Source organism: Billgrantia endophytica (assembly GCF_002879615.1).
Classification (GTDB): Bacteria; Pseudomonadota; Gammaproteobacteria; order Pseudomonadales; family Halomonadaceae; genus Halomonas; species Halomonas endophytica.
Genome location: NZ_PNRF01000028.1, coordinates 62920 through 77232, shown reverse-complemented (window position 1 = coordinate 77232; position 14313 = coordinate 62920). Strand labels below are relative to the sequence as shown.

The following is a 14313-nucleotide window of genomic DNA, read 5'->3' as shown; positions in this document are numbered from 1 at the left end:
AGAGAACACATGCTGAACTGGGACGAATTCCACGAAGACGACACCTCTGTCGCCGAGAAACCGGCACCCGCCGCCAAGTCGCAACCGGCGCCTGTGCCGGCATCGAAAGCCGGTGAGATGAACGAGGCCGGCGGGGACTACCAGGTCGCCGAAGCCGAGCGCCTCGAGCGCGCCCGCAAGTCGCTGGAAGCGCTCGACGTGGCCGCCGGCCTGGAAGAGCTGGAAATGGGCGCGGCGCGCATCGAGGTCGACGACAAGCGCATGATCAATGCCCGTGCCGACCTCAACCAGTTGGTGCCATTCAAGTACGAGTGGGCCTGGCAGAAATATCTGGACGGCAGCGCCAACCACTGGATGCCCCAGGAAGTCAACATGAACGCCGATATCGCCCTGTGGAAAGGCCAGGAGGGCCTGACCGAGGACGAGCGGCTGATCGTGATGCGCAGCCTCGGCTACTTCTCCACCGCCGACTCGCTGGTGGCCAACAACCTGGTGCTGGCGGTCTATCGCCTGATCACCAACCCCGAGTGCCGCCAGTACCTGCTGCGCCAGGCCTTCGAGGAGGCGATCCACACCCACGCCTACCAGTATTGCGTGGAGTCGCTGGGCATGGACGAGGGCGAGGTCTTCAACATGTACCGCGAGGTGCCCTCGGTCGCCGCCAAGTCGGCCTGGAGCCTCAAGCACACACAGTCGCTGTCGCGCCCGGACTTCAACACCGGCACTCCTGAAACCGACCAGGAACTGCTGCGCAACCTGATCGCCTTCTACTGCGTCACCGAAGGCATCTTCTTCTACTGCGGCTTCAGCCAGATTCTCTCCATGGGCCGGCGCAACAAGATGACCGGCGTGGCCGAGCAGTTCCAGTACATCCTGCGCGACGAGTCGATGCACCTGAACTTCGGTGTCGACATGATCAACCAGATCAAGATCGAGAACCCGCATCTCTGGACCCCCGAGTTCCAGGACGAGGTGACCCAGATGATCCTCGAGGGCACCGAGCTCGAGATCGCCTACGCCCGCGATTCCATGCCCCGTGGCGTACTGGGCATGAACGCGGCGATCATGGAAGAGTACCTGCACTTCATCTGCAACCGCCGCCTGGCGCAGATCGGCCTCAAGGAGCAGTTCCCCGGCGCCCAGAATCCCTTCCCGTGGATGAGCGAGATCATCGACCTGCGCAAGGAGAAGAACTTCTTCGAGACCCGCGTCACCGAGTACCAGGTGGGCGGCGCGCTGAGCTGGGATTGAGCCTTATATGAACTTTGCAAGCCTCACCATTCAGTGGTGAGGCTATTACCACTCTGATAAAGGAGTCTACTGCTGTTTCGCTAGTCCAAATTAGCCACTCGATAGGTGCGTTATGTCTAGTAAAACTGTTCCAGTGAAACCACATCGCCGCTCAACACCCTCCCAACCAGCCAAGCCCTCCCCCAAGCCCGGTCCGAAAACTGTGCCGGTAAGCCCTTATCGCCGCCCGCCACCAAAATAACCCCCATCTCGCATACTTTAGCAAGGCTATCGACAGTGCAAAAACGAGGTGAAGGTCATGGGAAATTACTACGTAAACGACACCCCCCAGCCCACTGGAGAGCGAGAGGTCCATTTACAGGAATGCTGGTGGTTAGGACAGGCCAACAGCAAAACCCACCTTGGCCATCACGCCACCTGTCGGTCAGCAGTTACTTATGCCAGATCCATATACGGTAACGTAGACGGCTGCGCTCACTGTATCCCTCAATGTCATACTCGATAACACTCAAGCTACCAAGGGGTAGTGAACTCTACCCCACCCTTGGAGGACAATCCGATGCATGCAACACGATCCGTAGAAGCACGTCGCGATCCCCAGGCCTGGCAGACCGCCCTGGATCGGGCACTCGCTGCCCATGACAGCGAAGACGCCTTGGCCCACTACCCCCATGTGGCCTTCGCCTTTCCCTCGCCATCCCCCAACCCCTACTCGGGAGAGTATCCGCTGCTCAACTACCGGGAGCTCAAGGAATGGGCGACCTCGCGTGGCTGGCGTGTCCGCCCGGCACCGGAGCGGGCACCTTCGGGCGAGAAATATAGCCCACCGGTTCGCTTCACCCGGCTGCCGGGCAGCTACCACTGACGACGCGTCACCGAGTATCAGGTGGGCTGCGCGTTGGTCTGGGATTGGTGATAAAAAGGGTTAAATTCGAAATAACGAGGGCTGGAATTTTTGGTTCATCGCAGATCAGCGTGAAACAAGCAGGGCCTAGGAGCGGCAGCAGAATAGAAAAACGGCGGTAAATCCGAGCAAGCCAATGGGTGGAGCGTCTGGTGACGCTGCTGCCAGTTCGGCTTGTCGCGGGCCTGGTCGGTCTGCACTGGCATACCGTCAAGACCATCCCTGCCTGCCCCACCCGAAGAGCCTGCCTCGATTGGACTTCACTGCCACCGATAGCTAGGCTCGATGCTGATACGGCCGGTACTGCCATCAAGGACGACATGAAACACGTCTCTCTCCATGTGCTCAGGCAATTCTCGACGATAGGTCTGCTGGTCGGCACGCTGTTCTTCGCCTTTTCGCTCACACCCAGCCTGTTGCCCCGGACCTTCTACACCCAGGGCATCATTTCCGGGCTCTCCTTCTCCGCCGGCTATGCGCTCGGCTACGCCGGCCACTGGCTCTGGGCCTACCTGGAGCTGCCCGAGCCCGGTCCGCGCGCGGAGCGCACCATCAAGCGAGTGGCGGCGGCCATCTGTGTGGTCATCGCCGCCTTCTTCCTGTGGCGGGCGTCGGAATGGCAGAACACCATCCGCGGCCTCATGGAGATGGGTGAAGTGCGCGGGCTCCAGCCGGTCATTGCCTTCATCGCCCTGCTGATCTTCCTCGTCCTGCTGCAGCTTGCCAGACTGTTCCGGAGAACCTTCCGGTTCTTTTCCCGGCATCTCCGTCGCTACATTCCCCACCGGGTCTCCAATGTCATCGGCCTGGCCGTGGCGGCGATACTGTTCTGGTCGATCATCGATGGCGTCATCTTCACCCAGGCCCTGCGTATTGCGGACAACTCCTACCAGCAGCTGGACGAGTTGATGCAGGACGACCTGCTGCCACCCGGCGACCCGATGGCAACCGGCAGCGCCGACTCCCTGATCAGTTGGGAAGCCCTGGGGAGCCGTGGCCGTCGATACGTCACCCGTGGGCCATCTGCCGAAGAACTGAGCGCCTTCTTCGGTGAAGCGGCACCCTCTCCGATCCGGGTCTATGTCGGCCTGAATGCGGCGGAAACCCCGCAAGCCCGGGCTCGGCTCGCCCTGGAGGAACTCATACGGGTCGGTGGCTTCGAGCGGTCGGTGCTGCTGCTGGCGACCCCTACCGGCCGTGGCTGGCTCGACCCCAACGCACAGGACACCGTGGAGTACCTGCACCGCGGCGACATTGCCACGGTAACGGCCCAGTACTCCTACCTGCCCAGCCACCTGTCACTGCTCGTGGAAAGCGCATACGGTGTCGAGAGCGCACGGGCCCTGTTCCAGGCCATCTATGACTACTGGACGACGCTGCCCGACGAGAGCCGGCCACGGCTCTACCTGCACGGTCTCAGTCTGGGCGCCCTCAACTCCGACCGCTCCTTCGATCTTTACGATATCATCGACGATCCCTTCGATGGTGCCCTGTGGAGCGGCCCGCCATATCGCAGCACCACTTGGGATGCCGTGACCCGCAGTCGCGACCCGGGCTCTCCGGCCTGGCTACCCACCTTCAGAAACGGCGCGGTGGTGCGGTTCATGAACCAGTACCAGGACCTGGAAGAACCCGACGCCGACTGGGGCTCTTTCCGCGTGGCCTATCTCCAGTACGCCAGCGACCCGGTCACCTTCTTCGAACCCCAGAGCCTCTACCGGGAACCCGAATGGATGCGCGAACCACGTGCGCCAGACGTATCGCCAGACCTGCGCTGGTACCCGATCGTGACCATGCTGCAACTGCTGGCGGATCTCTCCATCGGCAGAGCACCGCCCGGTTATGGCCACGCCATCGCCGCCAGCCATTACATCGACGCCTGGCTCTCCCTGACCGAGCCCGACGACTTGACCGATGCAGAGCTCCACAGGATACGTGCGCACTTTGCGTTCAGGCATCGCTAGAAGAGGAGTTCCGCATTTCCCTGCGACCGTAACGCTTGGCAAACGGAGCGGCGGTCATGCCATGGGCGATCATCGAGGCGAGTACGATCAGGCTGCCCGCGGTCCAGGCAATGTCGTAGCCCGTCCGGCTCGACACCAGCGTGGCGTAGTAGAGTGCCGACACCCCGATCGGACCGAACCAGCCCATGATCAAGGCTATCGGCCAGTCCCTCAGCGTCGGCAGCCACGGCCGCATCAGCACGATCACCGGCAGGCGACGCAGCACCAGCACCAGCAGCGCCAGCCACACGCCCTTCCAGCCCAGGGCCAGCCATTCGGACCAGGGGGCGATCAGGCCGAACAGAACGAAGACGGGCAGCATCAGCAGGATGTTCACCGCCTCCTGCACGTTGTCCTCCTCGCTACGCTCCTTGCCGCCCACCTCCTGGTCGAAGGCCAGCCCTGCCGCAAAGACGCCCAGGAGACTGTTGGTCTCCAACAGCGAGCCCAGGCCAAGAACCAGTATCGTCAAGGCCAACGTGATCGACAGGAAGGAAGGCTGGTCGAGATAACCACGATCCTCGGACCACTGCAGGGCACGCCCGCCCGCCCATCCCAGCACGGCGCCGATGAGCACGCCCCCTCCCGTCTCCCATAGCCACACCCTGCCGAGCCAGTCCATCCAGGCGTCTCCCGCCGGCAGGGTCAGCAGCAGGATCGGCAGCAATACCATCGGGTACGCCAGGCCGTCATTGGCCCCCGATTCGGTGGAAAGCAGGTGGCGGAACGCCTCGGGGAGGTTCTCCTTCGCCACTCCGCCGGTGACGATCGACGACGCCACCACCGGGTCGGTGGCACAGACGGCGCCACCGACCAGCAGCGCCATGAGGAGAGGGAGCCCAAGTACCCAGTGTGTGAGCAATGCACTGACCAGGAACATGGCCGGCATACCGATGGCCAACAGCAGCAGCAGCGACCGCCAGTGGACAAAGGGATAGCTGGGCGGCAAACGCAGCGCGATGCCCATCAGGCTGATGCCAAGCGTCAGGCGCGCGGTCTCCTCGAACAGCCGCTTGCTGTCGACCCATTCCTCGGGATTCAGCGCCCCCAACCCTTGCGGGCTGAGTGCCACGCCCAGCAGGAAGGCCAGCAAGGGTACCGAAAGCCAGGAGCGATCCAACGGGCTGGACAGCAGCCCCACCACGAGCACCAGGCCCCCGACGACAGCCAGCGCGATATTGATCTCCTGCATGGGTTCACTCCCTGTGACCTGCGGCGCCCTCTCACCAAACGTAGCGCGAACTCCCTCCAGCACAAGGAGAACGCGACCCGTATGGGGAGAACGCCCTGTAAGCGCGGCGAATCGGCATTGCTTACCGGGCCGTCAGGGGCTTATGTTGTAAAGGACAGGCAAGCAGGAGGATTCTCGATGACAGAGCATCAGGAAAGAAGCATCATCAAGCGGGTCTACGTACCCACCCATGTTCGACAACTGCCCAACGGTGAACGCGTGAGAGTTCCCGGTCACTACCGGGCACCCACGAAAACCTGATCACACATGCCATTGACCGCTACCCGTGTGCTCGCACGATCGGAAGGCTGCCATGCAACGATTCCACTCCAGGCTCGTCTCCTCGGGGCTTGCCGTGCTCCTATTGGCCGGCTGTACCACAACTACCAGCAACCACGACACGACGAGTAGCGCCGATAGCGGCAGAGGTGGCGAGGCAGCAGGAAACGAGCATCCCGCCCCGCAGTGGAGCCGCGATGGCCTGACCAGCCAGCCCCGTCTGGCAATGTATCGTGCGTCTCTCCCCGGCGACCTCGGCTTCGAGCCCGGCAGTACCGCCTGGCAGGAGGCACAGCGCCCCATCCCCCGGCACCTTGGCGCCGGCGGCGAACGACACGCATCACCTGGCGCTCTGCTGCAGGAGTGGATGAGCGAAGCAGACCTGATGGCGTCACTGGGGCAGGATGCCTGGGAGCAGACCCAGCGAATCTACCTGGAGGACGACACCGCTACCGGCATCGTGATGCAGTGGGGTTTCAAGGATGACGCGGTGCTGGGCCAGGACTACCGGCTACAGATGCGAAGAGATACCCGGGGCTGGTACGCCGAGCATCTCGAGACCCGCTACCACTGCGGGCGAGGGGTGAGTGAAGGGCTGTGCCTTTGACACAGTCGTACTAGTCTATCGCGGCATTCCGATTCACCGCCCTGAATGCGTACGTATCGGTCTCCCCATCCTGGCCCGAGAGCAGCGAGAAATTGATCACCCATACACCGTTTGCTTCATCGGTTGCGCTATCGTCGTAACCGAACCCCCCGCTGGCGAATGAACTTACCAGCGGCTCAAACCCTCCGCTTGGTGGCGTCCCACAATTCTGCGCCATGGACAGGGCCCACCCCTCTCGGGCATTGAGCTGGTTATTGCTGAGCCTGTAGATGCGGACGACCGTATCGCCTTCATTACAAGCATTCGTGTCACCGCCATTGGGAAAGCTGACCTGGAGCTCTCCCCCGGTGAAGAAGATCTGCGGCGTGGTACCGACCATATCCGCCCTGCGAATATCACGGATGAGCGTTTCGGTGGCGAAGGTGAGCGCTGCCTGCTTGTTGCCCAGCAGCTCAGTCTGGCGAATGGTCTGAAACCCCATCAGGAACAGCTGGCCAGCCCCCAGAGTGATGATCAGACCAATCACCAGCGCCACCATCAGCTCGACCAGGGTAAAACCACCCTGTCGCCCCGCACTTCCGGCCCTTTTTCTGCCTGGCCTTACCGTCATTCCCCTGCCACCGTTCATGATTCGGGAAGCCTGAATTGGTAGACGAACGCCTGGTTCTCCTCCCCTCCCGAAAAGCGCCCTTCTTCCCAATCCACCGTGACGGTATAGGCGCAATTGCCAGTGGTGCCAAGACTGCTGCCGGCGTCTATCAGGATTCCCCCGAACCATTCATCGATCCAATCGTCATTGATACCAGCCAATTGCGAAGAGCCCGGACAAGCGTCATTTTCTGACAAGGCTTGCCACGCCCTCTCCTGAGCATCGATCGCCGCCAGGCTGACCACGGCACGCTGGTATCCCATATGGGCGCTCTGCAATGCCTTGAGTTGCATCGCCGCCACGCCCAATAAGCCGATGGACAGCACCAGCAAGGCGATCAGTGCTTCGATTAAGGTAAAACCAGAGACTTGCCGATGATATGTCATTGAAGATCTCAGTCCGACGGTGGCTTTCCAGCTCGCCCTGATGAAACCACCTCTGTCACGCGCTCATTTTCCTCCGCTTGCAACAGTCAGTTCGCAGACGGACGCACAATCCGGGCGTCCGGCACATTGACGAATCCGCTTGTCTATCACGGCTACCAGCAGTCATTATCGCTGTCCCGCTCACCTGTCTGGTCAACCTCAAGCCAAGCACATTTGACCTGCCCGGAAATGTTGGCTGACGCTCGCAAAGTGAAGGTTGAGGCAGTCGGCGTCCCTGAAAAACTGATCGTGTAGAATTTCTCTTCAGAGTCAACGGGTAGCGACAAGCAGTTCGCATAGGAATGGGTAGCCGTATAGCAACGTTCCAAGCGACCGGCCATCTCCAGTAATTTCGACTGACCATCCGTCACGCGCGCATTTCTGACATGGTTCTGATAATTGGGAATCGCAATCGCGGCCAGGATCGCGATCACGGCGACGGCGATCATCAGCTCGATCAACGTGAAGCCACGCTCGGACCAGGGCATGTCGTGTCGAGATCGTTGTCGAGCCGGACTGGCGTACGTCGTCACTCGGCGCTTCCCCATCATTCAGTTACATTCTGTTTCATTATGAATCATGACACCGCCATCTGCTAGCCGCACCATCAAAAAAGCCGGGCGTTTGCCCGGCTCTTGCCCCATTGAAGCGCAGAATACCTTGTTACACACCGGCACCAGACGGCCAAGCCTGCCCCCGGGAATCGCTAATCGCTGACGATCACACGCTCGCGTAGCTCGCGGGGCATGGAGAAGGTGATGGTTTCTTCGCGGCCGGCCAACTCCTCCGGCGCCTGCGCGCCCAGACCCTGCAGCCGCTCGATGACACCCTTCACCAGCACTTCCGGGGCACTGGCGCCAGCGGTGATGCCAATGGTTCGTACCCCTTCCAGCCAGTTGGCATCGATCTGGTCGGCATCGTCGATCAGATAGGCCGGCGTGCCGACCCGCTCGGCCAGTTCACGCAGGCGGTTGGAGTTGGAGCTGTTGGGGCTGCCCACCACCAGCAGCAGGTCGCTGCCTGCCGCCAGCTCACGCACCGCATCCTGGCGGTTTTGAGTGGCGTAGCAAATGTCGTCCTTGCGCGGCCCCTCTATCTCGGGAAACTTGGCCCGGAGGGCATCGATCACCCGGGCGGTGTCATCCATGGAAAGGGTCGTCTGGGTCACGAAGGAGAGCCGCGAGGGGTCTTTGACGGCCAGCCGCTCCACGTCGGCCTCCTCCTCCACCAGATGGATCTCTCCGCCATGGCTGGTGTCGTAGCGCCCCATGGTACCTTCCACCTCGGGGTGCCCGGCGTGGCCGATGAGGATGCACTCCTGCCCGCGCCTGGCGTAGCGCAGCACCTCCATGTGGACCTTGGTCACCAGCGGACAGGTGGCGTCGAAGACCTTGAGCCCGCGACGCTCGGCGTCCTCCTGCACGGCGCGGGAGACACCGTGGGCCGAGAAGATGACGATGACGTCGTCGGGCACTTCATGGAGCTCCTCGACGAAGATGGCGCCACGCTCGCGCAACGTGTCCACCACGAAGCGGTTGTGAACCACCTCATGGCGTACGTAGATCGGCGGGCCAAAGACATCCAGGGCGCGATTGACGATCTCGATGGCGCGGTCGACGCCGGCACAGAAACCGCGGGGATTGGCCAGCTTGATTCGCACGGAGTTAGCTTGCATGGTTACGTCGCCTTGATGCCTTGGCATCTGATGTTGGTATTCCAGTCCAGGGCTATCTCGGCGGCAGGTCTTCGCGGAGGCGCTGTGAACCCATCCCTGGGCGCTACTTTTGCCTTCCCTGGCAAAAGGCCTCCACTACGACCTGCCCCCGACGCCCTTATGACAGTCGATCATAGAGCTAACCGCTCAGTGCGTCTGCGCGGGCCTAACGTCAATTACCTCGACCTCGAAGGTCAGGATACGCCCGGCAAGCGGATGATTGAAGTCGACTTCCACCTGCTTGTCGTCGACGCTGGTGATCACCCCGGGCAGTTCACCACCCGAAGGGTCGGCGAACGACATCACGGTGCCGACTTCGGGCTCGATCTCTTCGAAATCGTCGCGGCCGAGTCGCTGGATGTTCTGGGGGTTATGCTGGCCAAAGGCGTGCTCCGGGGTGATCTGGAAGCTGCCGTGCTCGCCATCCGTCATTCCCTTCAGTGGATTCTCGAACCCCGGCGGCAGGTTGCCATCCCCCAACTGGAAGGTGGCGGGTTGCTTGTCGCGGGTGGAGTCGACGACGGTGCCGTCCTCCAGCTTGAGGGTGAAGTGCAGGGTGATTTCCATGCCTTCACCGATACGGTATTCGCTCATTGTGACTCTCGCTCTGTACTGTCAGGCCGCGGCTCAGGGTGTGCGTGTCAGCATCAGCCACGGCGGCGCGATTGCTTGCGCCCTTCGAAGACGGATTCCCAGATCAGGCCGACGGCCCCCAGGGTGATACCGATATCCGCCACGTTGAAGGCCGGGTAGTACCAGCCGGCCACATGGAAGGAGAGGAAGTCCACGACGTAGCCATGCACCAGGCGATCATGGAGATTGCCCAGGGCGCCACCGATGATCAGGGCCAGCGAGGCTCCCAGCAGCGGTTCGTCTGCCTTGAGCCGGCTCATCCAGATGGTCAGGCCGATGCTGGCCCCCACGGCAATGACGGCGAAGAACCAGCGCTGCCAGCCAGGATGGCCGGCCAGGAAGCTGAAGGCCGCGCCAGTGTTGTGCAGCAGCGTCAGATTGAAGAAAGGCAGCACCTCAACCGGCTGGCCATAGGTAAGCAGGCTGGACATGAGCGCCTTGGTACCCAGGTCCAGCGCCACCACGGCCACCGCCAGCCACAGCCAGCGCAGCGGCCGTGACATGGGGGGCACCGATACGCTCGGTGCGTCCTCCCTGGCCCCCTTCTCCTTGCTCGTTTCCTTGTTCATCTCCTTACGCATAGTGGCGCACTTCGCCGGAGCCATCCGGCAGGTTGCCAATGCAGCGGCCGCACAGGTCGGGGTATTCGCTGTGCGAGCCCACCTCCTCGCGATGATGCCAGCAGCGCTCGCACTTCTGATGCTCGCTGGCCGAGACGGCCACCTTCAGGCCATCCAGCTCGGTGGCCTCGGCGTCCAGGCCTTCGTCGAGAGGAGCCAGGCGCACCTCGCTGGTCAGCATCACGAAGCGCAGCTCCTCGCCCAGCTTGGCGAGGGTCGCCAGCAGCTCGTCACTGACGTACAGCGTGACCTCGGCGGCCAGGCTGCCCTTGATGGTCTTGGCGTTGCGGGCGTCCTCCAGGCACTTGTTGACCGCCTGCTTGACCTCGAGGACCTGCTCCCAGAAGTCGCGCCCCATCTCGGCATCGTCCGCCAGGGTCGAGAGCCCTTCGTAGTAGGTTTCGAGCAGCACGCTGTCGGTGCGCTTGCCAGGGATGTGTTCGTAGATTTCCTCGGCGGTGAACGACAGGATCGGTGCCACCCAGCGGGTCAGCGCTTCCACCACCTGGTAGAGCGCGGTCTGGCAGCTGCGCCGGGCCAGTGAGTCGGCCTGGGTGGTGTACTGGCGATCCTTGATCACGTCCAGGTAGAAACCGCCCAGCTCGCGGGAACAGAAGGTGTGGACTTGCTGGTAGACATCGAGAAAACGGTACTCCTCATAGGCGGCTTCGATACGTGCCTGCAGTTGAGCGGCACGATCCACCACCCACTGGTCCAGCGCCAGCATGTCGTCGAATGCCACCTGGTCCCGAGCCGGATCGAAGCCGTTGAGGTTGGCGAGCAGGAAGCGTGCCGTGTTGCGAATACGACGATAGACGTCGGCAGTGCGCTTGAGGATCTCGTCGGAGACCGCCATCTCGCCGGAGTAGTCGGTGGAAGCGACCCACAGGCGAAGAATGTCGGCGCCGAGCCTGTCCATCACTTCCTGCGGGGCTACCACGTTGCCCATGGACTTGGACATCTTGCGACCCTGGGCGTCCACGGTGAAACCGTGGGTCAGCAGCCCGCGATACGGCGGATGGCCATCGATGGCGCAGCCGGTCAGCAGCGAGGAATGGAACCAGCCGCGGTGCTGGTCGGAGCCCTCCAGGTAAAGGTCCGCCCGCGGGCCCTGGTCGTGTCCATGGGGGTGGGAGCCACGCAGCACATGCCGGTGGGTGGTGCCGGAGTCGAACCACACGTCCAGGGTATCGGTGACCTTGTCGTAGTCGGCGGCCTCATTGCCCAGCAGCTCTGCCGGGTCGAGACGGAACCAGGCATCGATGCCCTCCTTCTCGACGCGCCTGGCGGCCTCCTCCATCAGCTCGACGGTACGCGGATGGAGCTCACCGGTGGTCTTGTGCAGGAAGAACGGGATCGGCACACCCCAGTTACGCTGGCGCGAGATGCACCAGTCGGGACGATTGACGATCATGGAGTGCAGTCGCGCCTGCCCCCAGGCCGGCGTGAAGTGCGTGGCCTCGATGCCCTCCAGGGCGCGCTGGCGCAGGCTCTTGCCGTCCTTGCCCGCCACGTCCATGCCCACGAACCACTGGGCGGTGGCCCGGTAGATCACCGGCGTCTTGTGGCGCCAGCAGTGCATGTAGCTGTGGGTGATCGGATGGTGGGCCAGCAGCGCCCCCACCTCGCGCAGCTTATCGACGATCCGGGCATTGGCCTTCCAGATCATCTGGCCGCCGAAGAAGGGAAGGTCGTCGGCATACACGCCGTTGCCCTGCACGGGACTCTTGATCTCGCTGAAATCCATGCCGTAGGCGCGGCAGGTATTGAAGTCATCCACGCCATAGGCAGGGGACGAGTGGACGATACCCGTACTGCCCACTTCGGATTCCACGTAATCGGCCAGGTAGACGGGCGACAGGCGATCGTAGAAAGGATGACGGAAAGCGACCTGGTCCAACGCCTCGCCCCTGGTCGTGGCGATCACGCGACCGGTCAGCCCGAAGCGTTCGAGACAGCTTTCCACCAGCTCTTCGGCCAGCACCAGCAGCCGCTCGCCGGTGTCCACCAGTGCATAGGTGAAGGCCGGATGAACGTTGAGTGCCTGGTTGGCCGGGATGGTCCAGGGCGTCGTGGTCCAGATCACGATGGCGGCGGGCCTGGCCAGCGATTCGAGGCCGAAGGCGGCCGCCAGCTTCGTCTCGTCGGCGGCCGGGAAGGCGACATCGATGGCATCGGACTGCTTGTCCTGGTATTCCACTTCGGCCTCGGCCAAGGCCGAGCCGCAGTCGAAGCACCAGTTGACGGGCTTGAGCCCCTTGAACACGTAGCCGGCCTCGACCATGTCGGCCAGGGCACGAATCTCGCCAGCTTCGTTGGCATAGTCCATGGAACGATAGGGGTTGTCCCAGTCACCGATCACACCCAGCCGCACGAAGTCGGTCAACTGGGTCCGGATCTGTTCTCCGGCGTATTCGCGGCACAGCTCGCGGGCCTTCTGCGCTTCCAGGTGCTTGCCGTGGGTGGTCTCCACCTTGTGCTCGATGGGCAGGCCATGGCAGTCCCAGCCCGGCACGTAGGGGGCGTCGAAGCCGGCCAGGTTCTTCGACTTGACGATGATGTCCTTGAGAATCTTGTTGACGGCATGACCGATATGGATACTGCCGTTGGCGTAGGGAGGGCCATCGTGCAACACGAACTGCTCACGGCCACGGCGCTCTTCTCGCAGCCGCTGATAGAGCTTCATTTCCTGCCACTGTGCCACTCGGTCGGGCTCACGCCTGGGCAGCATGCCGCGCATGGGAAAGTCGGTTTCGGGCAGGTTCAGTGTGTGCTTGTAGTCGCTCATATCCTGGAAGTCAGCCGTCGTCGTGGTCGGCGGAGCTTCCCGCCGAAAGTTCGGAAGCCACGGCCTCGCGCGCCAGCGGCGCCGATGCCAGTGGAAGTGTGTCGTCTGACAGGCCGAAGCCTTCTACTGAAGAAGTCCCGGCTTCGACATCGCGCGCTGCCGAGCGGTAAGCGTCGGCAAAATAGCAACGGGCACGCACCTGATCGGCAGCGATCTGTCGCTTGAGGACCTCGAAATCCTCGAACTTCACCTCGCCGCGCAGCTTGGCACACGGAAATACCGTCAGCCGCTTGCCGTAGAGGTCGCCGTCAAAATCGAACAGGTGGACCTCCAGCACCGGTCGGGTGCTGCCCATCGTGGGCCGCCAGCCGATGTTGGCCACACCCTGCAGGCGGCGCCCTCCGGACAGTTCGGTCACCACCGCATAGACCCCCCGCAGGGCCAGGGGTAATGGCAGCAGCGGAAGATTGGCGGTGGGCACGCCGATGGTGCGCCCAAGCTTCTGGTCCGCCACGACTCGACCACCCAGGCGGTAGGGCCGGTTGAGCATGCGGGCTGCCTGGGCAAAATTGCCGCTGGCCAGCAGGGTGCGCACCCGGGTACTGGAAACCCGCTCGTCGTCCAGGGTGAAAGTGCGGGTGTGCTCGACGCTGAAACCATGGGGCCCGCGTCGTTCGCCCTCTTCGGTCAACAGGTTGAAATCACCGCTGCGGTCGCAGCCGAAGCGGAAATCATCCCCGACCACCAGATGGCGGACGCCTAGCCCTTCGACCAGAACCCGGTCGATGAATTCACGAGCCGTCAGGCTTCGCAGCGCATCGTTGAATGGCAGGCAGAGCACGGTCTCCACTCCCGCCTCCCCCAGCAGGCGCACTTTTTCACGCAGCCGCGTCAGGCGCGGCGGGGCCTGATCGCCGGCGAAGAATTCGCGGGGCTGGGGCTCGAAGACCACGACCGTTACCGGCAGTTGAAGCCTGGAGGCCTGCTCGCGGCACTGATCGAGAATCGCCTGATGGCCGCGATGTACCCCATCGAAGTTGCCGATGGTGGCCACGCAGCCGCGATGCTCGTCGCGCAGGTTGTGCAGTCCTCGAATCACTTCCATGAATATCGCCGCAGCCCCGTAAAGATCGAAACAAGATAAAGTGCCGGATTATACCGGACAGCCCGCCCCTTGACAGCCGGCCGCCTGTGTTTGAGACACCGAAC

The 14313-nt window shown here is 62.6% G+C and carries 14 protein-coding genes; 5 read left to right on the top strand and 9 right to left on the bottom strand.

Going from position 1 to position 14313, the window contains the following annotated elements; translation table 11 throughout:
- Positions 1–9 precede the first annotated feature (9 nt).
- The 3 genes from C1H69_RS13610 (at position 10) to C1H69_RS13595 (ending at position 4119) form a co-directional block, all read left to right on the top strand.
- Positions 10–1251: a ribonucleotide-diphosphate reductase subunit beta gene (locus tag C1H69_RS13610; RefSeq protein WP_102653931.1), complete on the top strand. Its 1242-nt coding sequence runs from the start codon at positions 10–12 to the stop codon at positions 1249–1251.
- Positions 1252–1810: 559 nt separating this feature from the next.
- Positions 1811–2116 (top strand): hypothetical protein, encoded by a 306-nt coding sequence (locus C1H69_RS13600; RefSeq protein WP_240609944.1) that lies wholly within the window; start codon positions 1811–1813, stop codon positions 2114–2116.
- 191 nt (positions 2117–2307) lie between these two features.
- Positions 2308–4119, top strand: a complete 1812-nt coding sequence (locus C1H69_RS13595) for an alpha/beta hydrolase (protein ID WP_240609943.1) — start codon at positions 2308–2310, stop codon at positions 4117–4119.
- Here C1H69_RS13595 and C1H69_RS13590 read toward each other — a convergent pair.
- Positions 4106–5350: a cation:proton antiporter domain-containing protein gene (locus C1H69_RS13590; protein ID WP_102653928.1), complete on the bottom strand. Its 1245-nt coding sequence runs from the start codon at positions 5348–5350 to the stop codon at positions 4106–4108. The two genes, C1H69_RS13595 and C1H69_RS13590, sit on opposite strands and share 14 nt — an antisense overlap.
- 177 nt (positions 5351–5527) lie before the next feature.
- Between C1H69_RS13590 and C1H69_RS24420 the strand changes: the two genes are divergently transcribed.
- Together C1H69_RS24420 and C1H69_RS13585 are read left to right on the top strand one after the other, a co-directional pair.
- Entirely contained in the window at positions 5528–5650 is a 123-nt protein-coding gene (locus tag C1H69_RS24420) for a hypothetical protein (protein WP_276308764.1), read from the top strand.
- Between the two features lie 52 nt (positions 5651–5702).
- Entirely contained in the window at positions 5703–6275 is a 573-nt protein-coding gene (locus C1H69_RS13585; RefSeq protein WP_102653927.1) for a hypothetical protein, read from the top strand.
- A 10-nt stretch (positions 6276–6285) separates the two neighbouring features.
- On the opposite strand, the gene C1H69_RS13580 is transcribed toward C1H69_RS13585, so the two are convergent.
- From C1H69_RS13580 to ribF, 8 genes are all read right to left on the bottom strand, one after another.
- A complete protein-coding gene (locus tag C1H69_RS13580) occupies positions 6286–6903 on the bottom strand; it encodes a PilW family protein (RefSeq protein WP_240609942.1) in 618 nt (205 codons plus the stop codon).
- The gene (gene pilV, locus C1H69_RS13575; protein WP_102653925.1) at positions 6900–7310 is read right to left on the bottom strand and encodes a type IV pilus modification protein PilV; all 411 of its coding nucleotides are present in this window, start codon (positions 7308–7310) and stop codon (positions 6900–6902) included. Before pilV ends, C1H69_RS13580 begins: the two co-directional genes overlap by 4 nt.
- Before the next feature lie 152 nt (positions 7311–7462).
- Entirely contained in the window at positions 7463–7837 is a 375-nt protein-coding gene (locus tag C1H69_RS13570) for a type IV pilin protein (RefSeq protein WP_102653924.1), read from the bottom strand.
- A gap of 218 nt (positions 7838–8055) precedes the next feature.
- Complete coding sequence (gene ispH / locus C1H69_RS13565) at positions 8056–9024, bottom strand: 4-hydroxy-3-methylbut-2-enyl diphosphate reductase (RefSeq protein WP_102653923.1); 969 nt, start codon at positions 9022–9024, stop codon at positions 8056–8058.
- A 186-nt stretch (positions 9025–9210) separates the two neighbouring features.
- Positions 9211–9657 (bottom strand): FKBP-type peptidyl-prolyl cis-trans isomerase, encoded by a 447-nt coding sequence (fkpB, locus tag C1H69_RS13560; RefSeq protein WP_102653922.1) that lies wholly within the window; start codon positions 9655–9657, stop codon positions 9211–9213.
- A gap of 53 nt (positions 9658–9710) precedes the next feature.
- The gene (lspA, locus tag C1H69_RS13555; protein WP_240609941.1) at positions 9711–10265 is read right to left on the bottom strand and encodes a signal peptidase II; all 555 of its coding nucleotides are present in this window, start codon (positions 10263–10265) and stop codon (positions 9711–9713) included.
- 4 nt (positions 10266–10269) lie between these two features.
- A complete protein-coding gene (gene ileS, locus C1H69_RS13550) occupies positions 10270–13104 on the bottom strand; it encodes an isoleucine--tRNA ligase (protein WP_102653921.1) in 2835 nt (944 codons plus the stop codon).
- Between the two features lie 10 nt (positions 13105–13114).
- A complete protein-coding gene (gene ribF / locus C1H69_RS13545) occupies positions 13115–14209 on the bottom strand; it encodes a bifunctional riboflavin kinase/FAD synthetase (RefSeq protein ID WP_102653920.1) in 1095 nt (364 codons plus the stop codon).
- Positions 14210–14313 lie beyond the last annotated feature (104 nt).

Excerpts from the sequence above, each read along its gene's own strand:
- C1H69_RS13610 (WP_102653931.1), top strand. The coding sequence starts at position 10 with ATGCTGAACTGGGACGAATTCCACGAAGACGACACCTCTGTCGCCGAG.
- C1H69_RS13600 (WP_240609944.1), top strand. The coding sequence starts at position 1,811 with ATGCATGCAACACGATCCGTAGAAGCACGTCGCGATCCCCAGGCCTGG.
- C1H69_RS13590 (WP_102653928.1), bottom strand. The coding sequence starts at position 5,350 with ATGCAGGAGATCAATATCGCGCTGGCTGTCGTCGGGGGCCTGGTGCTC.
- C1H69_RS24420 (WP_276308764.1), top strand. The coding sequence starts at position 5,528 with ATGACAGAGCATCAGGAAAGAAGCATCATCAAGCGGGTCTACGTACCC.
- C1H69_RS13585 (WP_102653927.1), top strand. The coding sequence starts at position 5,703 with ATGCAACGATTCCACTCCAGGCTCGTCTCCTCGGGGCTTGCCGTGCTC.
- C1H69_RS13580 (WP_240609942.1), bottom strand. The coding sequence starts at position 6,903 with ATGAACGGTGGCAGGGGAATGACGGTAAGGCCAGGCAGAAAAAGGGCC.
- pilV (WP_102653925.1), bottom strand. The coding sequence starts at position 7,310 with ATGACATATCATCGGCAAGTCTCTGGTTTTACCTTAATCGAAGCACTG.
- C1H69_RS13570 (WP_102653924.1), bottom strand. The coding sequence starts at position 7,837 with ATGCCCTGGTCCGAGCGTGGCTTCACGTTGATCGAGCTGATGATCGCC.
- ispH (WP_102653923.1), bottom strand. The coding sequence starts at position 9,024 with ATGCAAGCTAACTCCGTGCGAATCAAGCTGGCCAATCCCCGCGGTTTC.
- fkpB (WP_102653922.1), bottom strand. The coding sequence starts at position 9,657 with ATGAGCGAATACCGTATCGGTGAAGGCATGGAAATCACCCTGCACTTC.
- lspA (WP_240609941.1), bottom strand. The coding sequence starts at position 10,265 with ATGAACAAGGAAACGAGCAAGGAGAAGGGGGCCAGGGAGGACGCACCG.
- ileS (WP_102653921.1), bottom strand. The coding sequence starts at position 13,104 with ATGAGCGACTACAAGCACACACTGAACCTGCCCGAAACCGACTTTCCC.
- ribF (WP_102653920.1), bottom strand. The coding sequence starts at position 14,209 with ATGGAAGTGATTCGAGGACTGCACAACCTGCGCGACGAGCATCGCGGC.